A 12,720-nucleotide genomic window follows, 5' to 3' on the forward strand; every position below is an offset into this window, starting at 1 on the left:
CAATTAACGCTTGTCGAGGCCGGCGGGTGGCCAGCTCTCAAGGCGCATTCCGAGCGTGAGGCCGCGGGAGGCCAGCACTTCCTTGATTTCGTTGAGGGATTTGCGTCCCAGATTGGGGGTCTTGAGCAGCTCGTTTTCAGTGCGCTGGATCAGGTCGCCAATGTAGTAAATGTTTTCCGCTTTGAGGCAGTTCGCCGAACGAACGGTGAGTTCGAGCTCGTCGACAGGACGCAGCAGGATAGGGTCGAACTGCTGCGAGCTGCGCTGAACAGGCGCGTCAAACGCGGCCAGTTCGTTGCCTTCGAGCTGTGCGAACACGGCCAGTTGCTCAACCAGAATTTTTGCCGAGGCACGGACAGCATCTTCAGCCGTCACGGCGCCGTTGGTTTCGATTTCCAGCACGAGCTTGTCAAGGTCGGTGCGCTGCTCAACGCGGGCGCTTTCGACGATGTAGCTCACGCGCTTGACGGGCGAGAACGACGCGTCCAGCACGATGCGGCCGATGGATTTCGGCGACTCGTCGCCGTAGCGGCGCTGGTTGCCCGGCACATAGCCGCGGCCGTTTTCAACCTTGATCTGCATGTCGATCTTGCCGCCGTGCGACAGGTTCACGATCACGTGCTCAGGGTTGATGATTTCCACGTCATGCGGCGTCTGGATGTCGGCGGCGGTGACAGGGCCTTCGCCGTCCTTGCGCAGGCTCAGCGTGACTTCATCGCGGTTGTGGAGCTTGAACACCACACCCTTGAGGTTCAACAGGATGTTGACGACGTCTTCCTGCACACCGTCGATGGACGAGTACTCGTGCAGGACACCCGCGATGGTGACTTCGGTGGCGGCGTGGCCGACCATGGAAGACAACAGGACGCGGCGCAGCGCGTTGCCCAGCGTATGGCCGTAGCCACGCTCGAACGGCTCCAGAGTCACCTTGGCGCGGTTGGCGCCAAGCTGCTCAACATTGATGGTTTTTGGTTTCAACAAATTAGTCTGCATGCAGTCTTCCTCTCAATACCCTCGGTTCGTTACACCGATAAGGCCGGCGAAGCACACCCTGGCGATACGGTGCCCCGTATCGCAGGAACGAAAATTAGCGTGAGTACAACTCGACGATCAACGATTCGTTGACGTCGGCGGCAAACTCATCGCGGTCAGGAACCTTCTTGAAGGTGCCTTCGCCCTTGTCGGCGTTCACATCGACCCAGGCGGGCATGCCGACCTGTTTGGCGAGCTCGAGGGCTTCGGTGATGCGGGTCTGCTTCTTCGACTTGTCGCGCACGGCGATGATGTCGCCGGCCTTGACCATGTACGAAGGAATGTTGACCGAGCCGCCGTTGACCGTGATGGCCTTGTGCGACACGAGCTGGCGCGCTTCGGCGCGGGTCGAACCGAAGCCCATGCGGTACACCACGTTGTCCAGGCGGCATTCCAGGATGAACAACAGATTGGCGCCGGTATTGCCCTTGCGGCGGTCGGCTTCTTCGAAGTAGCGGCGGAATTGCTTTTCGAGCACGCCGTACATGCGCTTGACTTTTTGCTTCTCGCGCAATTGCAGGCCGAAGTCGGACGTACGGGTACCGGAGGTACGGCCGTGCTGACCTGGCTTGGAGTCGAATTTGGCCTTGTCGCTGATGGCGCGGCGTGCGCTCTTCAGGAACAGGTCGGTGCCTTCACGGCGGGAAAGTTTGGCCTTGGGGCCTAGGTAACGTGCCACTTGAGTGTCCTTTTGTCATCTGCTGCAATGAATTGCAGGAGCCGGAGGTCGTAACCTGCGGCGGTGGGCTTGGTGAAAATGCCTGGTATCTGGCGGATTGAAACAACCCGCCGGACAACCAGGCACGGGGGATTTAAATGCGGCGGCGCTTTTGCGGGCGGCAACCGTTGTGCGGAACCGGGGTCACGTCGGCAATGGAATTGATCCGGATGCCGAGTGCGCCCAACGCGCGAACAGACGATTCACGGCCTGGACCAGGACCCTTGATTTCAACGTCAAGGTTCTTGATGCCTTGCTCAATGGCGGCGCGGCCAGCCACTTCGGAAGCGACCTGCGCTGCGAAGGGGGTGGATTTGCGCGAGCCCTTGAAGCCCTGGCCACCGGAGGAAGCCCAGGACAAGGCGTTGCCCTGGCGATCCGTGATGGTGATGATCGTGTTGTTGAAAGAAGCGTGGACGTGGGCGATGCCATCGGCCACGTTCTTGCGAACTTTCTTGCGAACGCGCTGTGCGGCGTTATTGCTGGGTGATTTTGCCATGACGACCTCTCAATTATTTCTTCAAAGCTGCGGCGGCCTTGCGCGGGCCCTTGCGGGTACGGGCATTGGTCCGGGTGCGCTGACCGCGCATGGGCAGGCCACGACGGTGGCGGAAACCGCGGTAGCAGCCGATGTCCATCAGGCGCTTGATGTTCATCGTGGTTTCACGACGCAAGTCACCTTCGATGGTGAACAGGGCGATCTGCTCACGGATTTTTTCCAGGTCGCCATCGGTCAGGTCTTTGACCTTTTTGGCGTAAGCGATGTCACATGCTTCGCAAATTTTGCGAGCGCGTGTGCGACCGATGCCAAAGATAGCAGTCAAGCCGATTTCGGCGTGTTGCTGCGGCGGAATATTGATACCAGCGATACGAGCCATGTTCGTCCTCTAAAACTCTTGAAATCAGCCTTGACGCTGTTTGTGACGCGGATCCGTGCAAATCACACGGACAACGCCCTTGCGACGGATAACTTTGCAGTTACGGCAAATTTTCTTGACCGAAGCTGAAACTCTCATTTCTATTACTCCTAAACTTTCACTCTGTGCTTACTTGGCACGGAAAACAATTCGTGCGCGCGATAAATCGTAAGGCGTCAATTCAACCGTTACCTTGTCACCGGGAAGAATGCGGATGTAGTGCATACGCATTTTCCCCGAGATGTGCCCCAGTACAACGTGTCCATTTTCCAGCTTCACCCTGAAAGTTGCATTGGGAAGGTTTTCTACAACCTCACCTTGCATCTGGATAACATCGTCTTTAGACATATCCCATCAAATACCCAGTTAACCGCCCAGTGACGTCTTGAAGTTCGCCTTTTTAAGCAACGACTCATACTGTTGCGACATCATGTAGTTCTGTACCTGGGCCATGAAATCCATGGTCACCACGACAATAATCATCAACGACGTGCCGCCGAAATAGAAAGGCACGTTGTATTTCAAAATCAGAAACTCAGGCAACAGACACACGAATGTGATGTAAACCGCACCTGCCAGCGTCAAACGCACCAGGATTTTGTCAATGTAGCGGGCCGTCTGGTCCCCTGGACGAATGCCGGGGATGAAGGCGCCACTCTTCTTCAGGTTGTCCGCCGTTTCACGGCTGTTGAACACCAGGGCCGTGTAGAAGAAGCAGAAGAACACGATCGCGCTGGCATACAACATCACATAGATCGGCTGGCCGGGGGTCAGCGTGCTGGCGATGTCCTTGAGCCAGCGCATGCTGTCACCAGCACTGAACCAGCCCACAACCGTCGCCGGCAACAAGATGATCGACGAAGCGAAGATGGGAGGGATCACACCCGCCATGTTCAGCTTCAGCGGCAAGTGCGATGACTGCCCGCCGTAGACCTTGTTGCCCACCTGTCGCCGCGCATAATTCACTAGAATCTTGCGCTGGCCACGTTCCACAAACACCACGAAGTAGGTCACCAGCACGACCACCGCGACGATCAGGATCGCCACCACGATGCTCATGGCGCCGGTGCGCACCAGTTCCAGCAAACCACCCATCGCATTCGGCAGGCCCGCCGCGATACCGGCGAAAATCAGGATAGAAATCCCGTTGCCCAGGCCGCGCTCGGTGATCTGCTCACCCAGCCACATCAAAAACATCGTGCCGGCCGTGAGGCTGAACACCGCCGTCATGCGGAACCCGAAACCGGGCACCAGCACCAGGCCAGGCGAGCTTTCCAGCGCCACGGCAATGCCCATGGATTGGAACAGCGCCAGTGCCAACGTGCCGTAGCGCGTGTACTGGGTGATCTTGCGGCGGCCGCTTTCGCCCTCTTTTTTCATCTGCTCAAACGTCGGGACCACATAGGTCATCAACTGCATGATGATCGAGGCCGAGATGTACGGCATGATGCCCAGGGCAAATACCGTGAATCGCGACAGGGCGCCACCCGAGAACATATTGAACAGGTTCAATATGCCGCCTTGCTGACCCTTGAAAAGCTCTTTCAGCTGGCCGGGGTCAATCCCTGGCACCGGGATGTGCGCGCCAATGCGGTACACCACCAGGGCCAGCAGCAAAAACACAAGCCTGCTGCGCAGATCACCGTACTTGCCGGTTTTCGCGATTTGAGCCGAAGTGGTTGCCACTGATTTGATCCAGTCAGGTATTAAGCGACGGAGCCGCCGGCGGCTTCGATCACGGCCTTGGCAGCTGCCGTGGCGGAAATGCCGTTCAGCTTGACTGCCTTGGTCAGTTCACCGGTCTTGATGATCTTGACGTTCTTGGCGAGCTGGCCCACCAGGCCGGCCGTCTTCAGTGCCAGCAAGTCCACTTCGGCCAGGCCGAGCTGCTCCAGCGCGCCAAGGGTGACTTCGGCGTTGAACTTCAGCAGATGCGACTTGAAGCCGCGCTTGGGCAAGCGGCGCTGCATAGGCATTTGACCGCCTTCGAAGCCCACCTTGTGATAACCACCGGAGCGGGACTTCTGGCCTTTATGACCACGTCCTGCTGTTTTGCCCAGGCCAGAGCCGATGCCGCGACCGACGCGTCGTTTGGCATGTTTGGCGCCTTCGCTAGGCTTGATTCCGTTCAATTCCATGATGAGTCTCCGCTCAGACAATCTTGACCAGATAGCTGATCTTGTTGATCATGCCGCGCACTGCGGGCGTGTCCTGCAGTTCGCTGACGCTGTTGACGCCACGAAGGCCCAGACCGCGCACGGTGGCGCGATGCGATTCCTTGGTGCCAATCGGGCTGCGAACCAGCTGGACTTTTACTTTGGTTTCTTTGGTCATTTCAATGCCGCCTTAGCCGAAGATTTCTTCGACTGATTTACCACGCTTGGCCGCAATTTCAGAAGCGGTCGTGGAGTTGTTCAGTGCATCCATGGTGGCGCGCACCATGTTGTAGGGATTGCTCGAACCATGGCTCTTGGCCACGATGTCGGTAATGCCCATGACTTCGAAAACAGCGCGCATCGGGCCGCCGGCAATGATGCCGGTACCCTTGGGAGCCGGCGCCATCATGACGCTGGCTGCACCCCAGTGGCCGAAAACATTGTGGTGGATCGTGCCGTTCTTCAACGAGACCTTGGTCATGTTGCGGCGCGCTTCTTCCATGGCCTTCTGCACGGCTGCAGGCACTTCTTTCGACTTGCCCTTGCCCATGCCGACGCGGCCGTCACCGTCACCAACAACCGTGAGTGCGGCGAAACCGAGGATACGGCCGCCCTTCACGACTTTGGTCACGCGGTTGACCGCGATCATTTTTTCCTTCAGACCATCGTCTGGAGCGTCGTTGTTCGATTTTGCTTGAAACTTAGCCATACTTAATTCCAGTCTGCTTAGAACTGCAAACCAGCTTCGCGAGCCGCATCAGCCAGCGCTTTGACGCGGCCGTGGTACGCAAAACCGGCGCGATCAAACGCCACTTTTTCAACACCTGCCGCTTTTGCCTTTTCGGCAATGCGCTTGCCAATGGCTTGCGCAGCAGCAACGTTTCCGCCTTTACCCGAAGCGCCGATGTCCTTGCGAACTTCGACTTCCGCTGTGGAAGCGGCAGCCAGCACCTTGGTGCCGTCGCCGGAGATAACGGTGGCGTAGATATGCAGATTGGTGCGGTTGACGGTCAGACGGGCAACACCTTGCGTGGCAATGCGGATGCGGGTCTGGCGTGAACGACGAAGGCGCTGCTCTTTTTTGGTCAACATGATGCAGCTCCTTATTTCTTCTTGGTTTCTTTGATCGTGATTTTTTCATCCGAATAACGGATGCCCTTGCCCTTGTAAGGCTCGGGAGGACGAACGGCACGCACTTCGGCGGCGATCTGTCCCACACGCTGGCGATCAGAACCCTTGATGATGACTTCGGTCGGCGTAGGCGTTTCCACCTTGATACCGGCTGGCATGTCCATCACCACCGGGTGGGAGTAACCCACCGTCAGGTTCAGCTTGGCGCCTTGGGCCTGGGCCTTGTAACCCACGCCGATCAGGCTGAGCTTTTTCTCAAAGCCCTTGGTCACGCCGGTCACCATGTTGTTCACGAGCTGGCGCATCGTGCCGCTCATGGCGTTGGCCTCACGCGAATCGTTGGCCGGTGCAAAGGTCAGCTTGCCGGCATCATTCTTGATGGTGACAAGCGCGTTTTGCGTCAGCGCCAGGGTGCCAAGGGTTCCCTTGACATTGATCTGGTCTTCTTTGATGGCCACGTCCACGCCCTGGGGCACGGTCACTGGCATTTTTCCTACACGAGACATTTCAGTTTCTCCTCAATGCCGCCGTTAGGCCACGTAGCAAAGCACTTCACCACCGATACCGGTAGCGCGGGCTTTACGATCAGTCATGACGCCTTGCGGGGTCGTGACAATTGCCACGCCAAGGCCGTTCATGACCTGGGGGATGGCGCCATGGCCTTTGTAGACACGGAGGCCGGGGCGGCTGACGCGCTCGATGCGCTCAATCACGGGGCGGCCTGCGTAATACTTCAGGGCGATTTCCAGCTGGGACTTGCCTTCGTCGGTCTTGACGGAGAAGCCATCGATGTAGCCCTCATCCTTCAGCACCTGCGCGATGGCAACTTTGACTTTCGACGACGGCACCAGCACAACGGCTTTTTCAACCATTTGTGCATTGCGGATGCGGGTCAACATGTCGGCGATAGGATCACTCATGCTCATTTTGTGGTTCTCCTATGCTTACCAGCTTGCCTTGGTGATACCAGGGATATCACCAGCAAAAGCCAACTCGCGGATCTTGGCGCGAGCCAGGCCGAATTGACGGAACGTACCGCGCGGGCGACCCGTGATCGCGCAGCGGTTGCGCTGGCGGGTGGGGTTGGCGTTGCGGGGCAACTTTTGCAGCTCAAGGCGAGCCAGAGCGCGTTCGTCGTCCGAGCGCTTGGCGTCGTTGGACGTCGCCTTGAGTTCAGCGTATTTTTTGGCGAACTTGGCGGCGAGTTTCTCGCGCTTCAGTTCACGTTGCAGTAAAGCTTGTTTTGCCATGTCCCGCCTCAGTTCTTGAACGGAAAACGGAAAGCGGTGAGAAGTGCCTTGCACTCTTCATCGGTCTTTGCCGTGGTGGTGATGCTGATATTGAGACCGCGCAGGGCGTCAACCTTGTCGTACTCGATCTCAGGGAAAATGATCTGCTCTTTCACGCCGATGTTGTAGTTTCCGCGGCCGTCGAAGGCCCGGCCGGAAATACCGCGGAAGTCGCGCACGCGGGGCAGGGCCACGGTGACGAAACGATCGAGGAACTCATACATCTTCACGCCGCGCAGGGTCACCATGCAGCCGATGGGCAGGTCTTCGCGGATCTTGAAACCGGCGATAGCCTTCTTGGCCTTGGTGACGACGGGCTTCTGGCCGGCGATCTTGGTCATGTCGCCGACGGCGTTGTCCATGACCTTCTTGTCGGCGACAGCCTCGCTCACACCCATGTTGAGCGTGATCTTGGTGATGCGGGGAACCTGCATCGGCGACTTGTAGCCGAATTTTTCAATCAGGCCGGGGGCGATTTTTTCGCGGTACTGGGCTTGCAGGCGGGCCTGCGCAGCGGCTTGTTGTACGGGTGCGGTCTTTGCCATGTTATGCAGCCTTGATTTCTTCGCCGCTGGACTTGAAGACGCGCACTTTTTTGCCGTCTGCCAGGAGCTTGATGCCAACGCGATCCGCCTTGCCGGTTGCGGCATTGAAGATTGCCACGTTCGACTGGTGAATCGGCATGCTTTTTTCGACGATGCCGCCGGTGGTACCCTTGAGGGGGTTGGGCTTGGTGTGTTTTTTCACCAGGTTGACCCCATCCACGAGCACGTAGCTGTCGTCTTTGCGCAGCGAAATCTTGCCGCGCTTGCCTTTGTCGCGACCGGCGATCACGATGATCTCGTCGCCTTTACGGATTTTGTTCATGGCGAGTCCTTACAGAACTTCAGGAGCCAGGGACACGATCTTCATGAACTTTTCAGTGCGCAGTTCGCGCGTGACGGGTCCGAAGATGCGGGTGCCGATAGGCTCCAGCTTGGCGTTAAGCAACACTGCTGCGTTGCCGTCGAATTTGACGAGGGAGCCGTCACCGCGGCGGATGCCCTTGGCGGTGCGAACGACCACAGCGCTGTAAACCTCGCCTTTTTTGACGCGGCCACGCGGAGCGGCTTCTTTGATGCTCACCTTGATGACGTCACCAACGCTGGCGTACCGGCGCTTGGAGCCGCCCAGAACCTTGATGCACATCACGGACTTGGCACCCGTGTTGTCAGCAACATCGAGCTTGGATTGCGTTTGAATCATTTAAATGTGTTCCCAACTTGCACCGGAAGACAACCCCTTGGGATCACCAGCCAATCAGTCTTGGGCCTGTCGTCCACACCGCAAACCACTTGCGATGCTTCCTTTAGGCAGAATTCTTCGCCTTTTAGAGCGAAGCCCACGATTATCACTAAATCGCCAGGCACTGTCAACCGGCTGTTGTGAAAATATCCTCGCGCCAGCCGGCAAGCGGCTCTGGCAGTTCAAAAAGCCGCGGAATCGACTTGATGTCGCGCCCAAAAAGGCAGGCGATATCAAATCAAAAGCCAATACAGGATTTGACATGGCGCTATTAAAAACAGAGCAAACCGGCGACAGGTCCGCTTTTCAATCGAACTCGCCGGCGGCGCGGAAAAATCAGGCGGGCAGGCTCAGGTACTGACCACAAAGTGCCAAAAATGCGTCCAGCTGCGGATCCACCGCGTTTTCCTGCAGCAGCAAGGCCGCCACTTCCGGCGCAAGGGTCCTGGCCAGGGCGGCATCCAGGAACAGCAGGCGCGAACGCCGCGCCAGCACGTCTTCAACGGTGCGCGCATATTCATGGCGGGCGGCGAAACGCACCATGGCTTCGGTCAGGCCGCCGCCGAGTTCACGGCCAGCGCCCGGCAGGCTTTCCAGGGAGGGAGCCTCGCTGCCATATAGATGAGGGCCAGGCGCTTCGCTGATCGTATGGCCCGAGTTGTGAGCGCCAACTAACTTTAAATGGGAAGTGGCGCCGCCAGCACGGGACGGCAACAAGGCCGCCTTGAAGCAGTTGTCCAGGACGTCCTCGGCCATGGCCCGGTAGGTCGTCCATTTCCCGCCGGTGACCGTCACCAGCCCGCTTTTGCTGACCAGCACCGTGTGTTCGCGCGACAGCGCCTGGGTGCTGCCGGCGTCGTCGTCGGGCGGCTTGACCAGCGGCCGCAACCCCACCCAGATGCTTTTGATGTCCGCCGGGCCCGGGGCGCGGCTCAGGTATCGGGCCGATTCGCGCAGGATGAAATCGACCTCCTCCCGGAAAGGCAGCGGTTCGCGCGCCAGGTCGTGGCGCGGCGTGTCGGTGGTGCCCAGGATGGTTTTTCCGAGCCAGGGCACGGCGAACAGCACCCGGCCGTCGGCCGTCTTGGGCACAAGCATGGCGTGGTCGGTGGGCAAAAACGAGCGGTCGACCACGATGTGCACGCCCTGGCTGGGCGCCACCATGGGTTTGGCGTCGCGGCCTATGGCCTGGCCGTCCAGCAGGCGCAGCTGGTCCACCCAGACGCCGGCGGCGTTCACCACGCAGTTCGCGCGGATTTCAAAGGCACGGCCTGTTTCCTGGTCGCGGGCGTGCAGGCCGGCCAGCTTGCCGTCCTCATGGATCAGGCCGGTGGCCGCGCAGTAATTGACCAGCAGCGCGCCCTGGCGGGCCGCCGTGCGGGCCAGCGCCATGGCCAGCCGCGCGTCGTCAAACTGGCCGTCCCAGTACTTGACGCCGCCCTTGAGGTCTTGCGGCTGCACCGTCGGCAGGTAAGCGAGGGTTTCCTGCCGGTTGAGGAATTCCGTGGCGCCCAGGCCCGCCTTGCCGGCCAGCGCGTCGTACATCTTGAGCCCGATGCCGTAGAACGGCGCCTCCCAGAATTTGTAGGAAGGCATCACAAAAGGCAGCGGTTGCGCCAGGTGCGGCGCATTGGCCAGCAGCGTGGTGCGCTCGTGCAAGGCCTCGCGCACCAGTGAAATATTGCCCTGCGCGAGGTAGCGCACGCCGCCGTGCACCAGCTTGGTGGCGCGCGAGGAGGTGCCCTTGGCGAAGTCGTGCGATTCCACCAGCACGACGGAAAACCCGCGCGCGGCGGCGTCCAGCGCCACGCCGAGTCCGGTGGCGCCGCCGCCGATGATGGCAACGTCGTACTGGCGAGGCTCGGCCAGCCTGGCCATCAAATCCTGGCGCCGCGTCGCCGCCGGCGCGGATTCAGCCGTCATGGGCTTTGATTCCCGTTCCATACAAACCCATTTTTTTAAAGTGCGCAGAGCTTACCCCAGCGCTATGGCCACAGCCTTCATCGGCCGCCGTCAGTTTCAGCAAAAAACGGGCCGCGCGGCCTGCGGGAGCTCAGCGCACCTTGCCGTCTTTCCAGGCCTGCAGCAGCTTGTCGTAGTTGATGGTCTCGCCCTTGGGCTTTTCATTGGCCAGCTTGGCCCAGGGCGCCGCCTTGTCACTCAGCCACTTGGCGGGGTCTCCCTTGGGGTTGAGCTTGGGCGGGCACTTGGCCATGCCGGCACGCTCCAGGCGGCCCATCACCTGGTCCATCTCGTCGGCCAGTGTGTCCATGGAGGCCTGCGGTGTCTTCTCACCCGTCACGGCCTGCGCCACGTTCTTCCACCAGAGCTGGGCCAGCTTGGGGTAGTCGGGCACGTTGGTGCCGGTGGGCGACCAGGCCACGCGGGCGGGGCTGCGGTAAAACTCCACCAGGCCGCCCAGCTTGGGCGCCATGTCGGTCATGGCCTTGGACTGGATGTCCGACTCGCGAATCGGCGTGAGGCCGACGATGGTCTTCTTCAGCGAGGTGGTCTTGGCGGTGATGAACTGCGCGTACAGCCAGGCGGCGGCCGTCTTGTTCTCGTCATGCGCGGCAAAGAAGGTCCATGAGCCGACGTCCTGGTAGCCGTTTTGCATGCCCTGCTTCCAATAGGGGCCGTTGGGCCCGGGCGCCATGCGCCACTTCGGCGTGCCGTCGGCGTTCACCACGGGCAGGCCCTTCTTGGTCATGTCGGCGGTGAAGGCCGTGTACCAGAAGATCTGCTGGGCGATCTGGCCCTGGGCAGGCACCGGGCCGGCCTCGCCGAAGGTCATGCCGGTGGCCTCTTTGGGCGCGTACTTTTTCATCCAGTCCACGTACTTGGTCAGCGCGTAGACGGCGGCCGGCGAGTTGGTCGCGCCGCCGCGCGATACCGAAGCCCCCACCGGCGTGCACTTGTCGGCCGCCACGCGGATGCCCCATTCGTCGATGGGCAGGCCGTTGGGCGTGCCGATGTCGGCGGTGCCGGCCATGGACAGCCAGGCGTCGGTAAAGCGCCAGCCCAGGGACGGGTCCTTTTTGCCGTAGTCCATGTGGCCGTAGATGGGCTTGCCGTCTATGGTCTTCACGTCGTTGGTGAAGAACTCGGCGATGTCCTCATAGGCGCTCCAGTTCAGCGGCACGCCCAGGTCGTAGCCGTACTTGGCCTTGAACTTGTCCTGCAGGTCCTTGCGCGCGAACAGGTCGGCGCGAAACCAGTAGAGGTTGGCGAACTGCTGGTCGGGCAGCTGGTAGAGCTTGCCGTCGGGCGCGGTGGTGAACTTGGTGCCGATGAAGTCCTTCAGGTCCAGGCCGGGGTTGGTGTACTCCTTGCCCTTGCCCGCCATGTAGTCGGTCAGGTTCAGCACCTTGCCGTAGCGGTAATGGGTGCCTATCAGGTCGGAGTCGGAAATCCAGCCGTCGTAAATCGACTTGCCCGACTGCATGGAGGTCTGCAGCTTCTCGACCACGTCGCCCTCCTGGATCAGGTCGTGCTTGACCTTGATGCCGGTGATCTCCTCGAAGGCCTTGGCCAGCGTCTTCGATTCGTACTCGTGGGTGGTGATGGTCTCGGACACCACCGAGATTTCCTTCACGCCCTTGGCCTGCAGCTTTTTGGCGGTGTCGATGAACCACTTCATCTCCGCCTGCTGCTTGTCCTTGGACAGCGTGGAGGGCTGGAATTCACTGTCAATCCACTTCTTCGCCTCGGCTTCGCCGGCCCAACCGGGGCTGGCCACGGCATATGCAGCCGCCATCGCCAATACCGAATAACGCACTTTCATGACTTGTCTCCTCATTGGTTCACTCCCCGTGGTGGAAGGTGGTTCGGCTCCGGGGAATATGAGCCGGGTTCCTTTTTTTCCGCTTCTTCTTTTTTGCTTGCTAACCCTTGCGCATGATCACGGCCAGCAACACCATGGACAGCACAAAACTGATCCAGATCGACGGGTCGGCCTCCAGCCCCAGCCAGCCGGCCAGCTTGCCGCTGATACCGACAAAAATCAGGTTCACATAGGCCGCACTGAGCAGGCCTATGAACAGCCGGTCGCCGCGCGTGGTTTCCAGCGGCAAAAAGCCGCGCCGCAGCGTCGTCGGCGACTTGAGCTCCCATACCGTCATGCCCGCCAGCATCAGCACGATGCAGCAGAAAAAAACCGCCACCGGCGTTGTCCAGGCCATCCACTCAAACAT

21 protein-coding genes are annotated in these 12,720 nt (G+C 59.8%); 1 reads left to right on the plus strand and 20 read right to left on the minus strand.

Annotated elements, in window-relative coordinates; translation table 11 throughout:
- Positions 1–3 precede the first annotated feature (3 nt).
- From ACLV8F_RS12670 to rplN, 17 genes are all read right to left on the minus strand, one after another.
- Entirely contained in the window at positions 4–993 is a 990-nt protein-coding gene (locus tag ACLV8F_RS12670) for a DNA-directed RNA polymerase subunit alpha (protein ID WP_122954336.1), read from the minus strand.
- A gap of 94 nt (positions 994–1,087) precedes the next feature.
- Positions 1,088–1,711: a 30S ribosomal protein S4 gene (gene rpsD / locus ACLV8F_RS12675; protein WP_411878479.1), complete on the minus strand. Its 624-nt coding sequence runs from the start codon at positions 1,709–1,711 to the stop codon at positions 1,088–1,090.
- Between the two features lie 133 nt (positions 1,712–1,844).
- Positions 1,845–2,249, minus strand: coding sequence for a 30S ribosomal protein S11 (gene rpsK, locus ACLV8F_RS12680; protein ID WP_007869288.1), 405 nt, complete (start codon positions 2,247–2,249; stop codon positions 1,845–1,847).
- Positions 2,250–2,262: 13 nt separating this feature from the next.
- On the minus strand, positions 2,263–2,628 hold the full coding sequence (gene rpsM / locus ACLV8F_RS12685) for a 30S ribosomal protein S13 (RefSeq protein ID WP_074579313.1): 366 nt from the start codon (positions 2,626–2,628) through the stop codon (positions 2,263–2,265).
- Positions 2,629–2,652: 24 nt separating this feature from the next.
- Positions 2,653–2,766 carry a 50S ribosomal protein L36 gene (gene rpmJ, locus ACLV8F_RS12690; RefSeq protein WP_028820150.1) on the minus strand — a complete coding sequence of 38 codons (114 nt, stop codon included), beginning with the start codon at positions 2,764–2,766 and terminating at the stop codon, positions 2,653–2,655.
- 30 nt (positions 2,767–2,796) lie between these two features.
- Positions 2,797–3,015: a translation initiation factor IF-1 gene (gene infA / locus ACLV8F_RS12695; RefSeq protein WP_007869286.1), complete on the minus strand. Its 219-nt coding sequence runs from the start codon at positions 3,013–3,015 to the stop codon at positions 2,797–2,799.
- A gap of 18 nt (positions 3,016–3,033) precedes the next feature.
- Positions 3,034–4,353: a preprotein translocase subunit SecY gene (gene secY, locus ACLV8F_RS12700; protein ID WP_411884577.1), complete on the minus strand. Its 1,320-nt coding sequence runs from the start codon at positions 4,351–4,353 to the stop codon at positions 3,034–3,036.
- 20 nt (positions 4,354–4,373) lie between these two features.
- The gene (gene rplO / locus ACLV8F_RS12705) at positions 4,374–4,805 is read right to left on the minus strand and encodes a 50S ribosomal protein L15 (RefSeq protein WP_411878481.1); all 432 of its coding nucleotides are present in this window, start codon (positions 4,803–4,805) and stop codon (positions 4,374–4,376) included.
- Positions 4,806–4,818: 13 nt separating this feature from the next.
- On the minus strand, positions 4,819–5,001 hold the full coding sequence (gene rpmD / locus ACLV8F_RS12710; RefSeq protein ID WP_122954340.1) for a 50S ribosomal protein L30: 183 nt from the start codon (positions 4,999–5,001) through the stop codon (positions 4,819–4,821).
- 12 nt (positions 5,002–5,013) lie between these two features.
- Positions 5,014–5,532, minus strand: a complete 519-nt coding sequence (gene rpsE, locus ACLV8F_RS12715) for a 30S ribosomal protein S5 (RefSeq protein ID WP_411884578.1) — start codon at positions 5,530–5,532, stop codon at positions 5,014–5,016.
- Between the two features lie 17 nt (positions 5,533–5,549).
- The gene (rplR, locus tag ACLV8F_RS12720) at positions 5,550–5,915 is read right to left on the minus strand and encodes a 50S ribosomal protein L18 (RefSeq protein WP_411884579.1); all 366 of its coding nucleotides are present in this window, start codon (positions 5,913–5,915) and stop codon (positions 5,550–5,552) included.
- A gap of 11 nt (positions 5,916–5,926) precedes the next feature.
- Entirely contained in the window at positions 5,927–6,460 is a 534-nt protein-coding gene (rplF, locus tag ACLV8F_RS12725; RefSeq protein WP_411884580.1) for a 50S ribosomal protein L6, read from the minus strand.
- Positions 6,461–6,484: 24 nt separating this feature from the next.
- The gene (rpsH, locus tag ACLV8F_RS12730; RefSeq protein ID WP_122954342.1) at positions 6,485–6,880 is read right to left on the minus strand and encodes a 30S ribosomal protein S8; all 396 of its coding nucleotides are present in this window, start codon (positions 6,878–6,880) and stop codon (positions 6,485–6,487) included.
- A gap of 18 nt (positions 6,881–6,898) precedes the next feature.
- Positions 6,899–7,204, minus strand: a complete 306-nt coding sequence (gene rpsN, locus ACLV8F_RS12735) for a 30S ribosomal protein S14 (RefSeq protein WP_411878484.1) — start codon at positions 7,202–7,204, stop codon at positions 6,899–6,901.
- 8 nt (positions 7,205–7,212) lie between these two features.
- Positions 7,213–7,788: a 50S ribosomal protein L5 gene (gene rplE, locus ACLV8F_RS12740; protein ID WP_411884581.1), complete on the minus strand. Its 576-nt coding sequence runs from the start codon at positions 7,786–7,788 to the stop codon at positions 7,213–7,215.
- A 1-nt stretch (position 7,789) separates the two neighbouring features.
- Positions 7,790–8,110 (minus strand): 50S ribosomal protein L24, encoded by a 321-nt coding sequence (rplX, locus tag ACLV8F_RS12745; RefSeq protein ID WP_411884582.1) that lies wholly within the window; start codon positions 8,108–8,110, stop codon positions 7,790–7,792.
- A 9-nt stretch (positions 8,111–8,119) separates the two neighbouring features.
- Complete coding sequence (gene rplN / locus ACLV8F_RS12750; protein ID WP_007869247.1) at positions 8,120–8,488, minus strand: 50S ribosomal protein L14; 369 nt, start codon at positions 8,486–8,488, stop codon at positions 8,120–8,122.
- 94 nt (positions 8,489–8,582) lie between these two features.
- On the opposite strand from rplN, the gene ACLV8F_RS12755 reads away from it, so the two are divergent.
- Positions 8,583–8,888, plus strand: coding sequence for a hypothetical protein (locus ACLV8F_RS12755; RefSeq protein WP_411884583.1), 306 nt, complete (start codon positions 8,583–8,585; stop codon positions 8,886–8,888).
- Here ACLV8F_RS12755 and ACLV8F_RS12760 read toward each other — a convergent pair.
- The 3 genes from ACLV8F_RS12760 to ACLV8F_RS12770 form a co-directional block, all read right to left on the minus strand.
- Positions 8,864–10,450 carry an FAD-dependent oxidoreductase gene (locus ACLV8F_RS12760; protein WP_411884584.1) on the minus strand — a complete coding sequence of 529 codons (1,587 nt, stop codon included), beginning with the start codon at positions 10,448–10,450 and terminating at the stop codon, positions 8,864–8,866. The two genes, ACLV8F_RS12755 and ACLV8F_RS12760, sit on opposite strands and share 25 nt — an antisense overlap.
- Positions 10,451–10,580: 130 nt before the next feature.
- Positions 10,581–12,311: an ABC transporter substrate-binding protein gene (locus ACLV8F_RS12765; protein WP_411884585.1), complete on the minus strand. Its 1,731-nt coding sequence runs from the start codon at positions 12,309–12,311 to the stop codon at positions 10,581–10,583.
- Positions 12,312–12,411: 100 nt separating this feature from the next.
- Positions 12,412–12,720, minus strand: a complete 309-nt coding sequence (locus ACLV8F_RS12770) for a DUF2160 domain-containing protein (RefSeq protein WP_411884586.1) — start codon at positions 12,718–12,720, stop codon at positions 12,412–12,414.

Origin of the sequence: Polaromonas sp. YR568 (assembly GCF_943369675.1) — a bacterium.
Classification (GTDB): Bacteria; Pseudomonadota; Gammaproteobacteria; order Burkholderiales; family Burkholderiaceae_C; genus Polaromonas.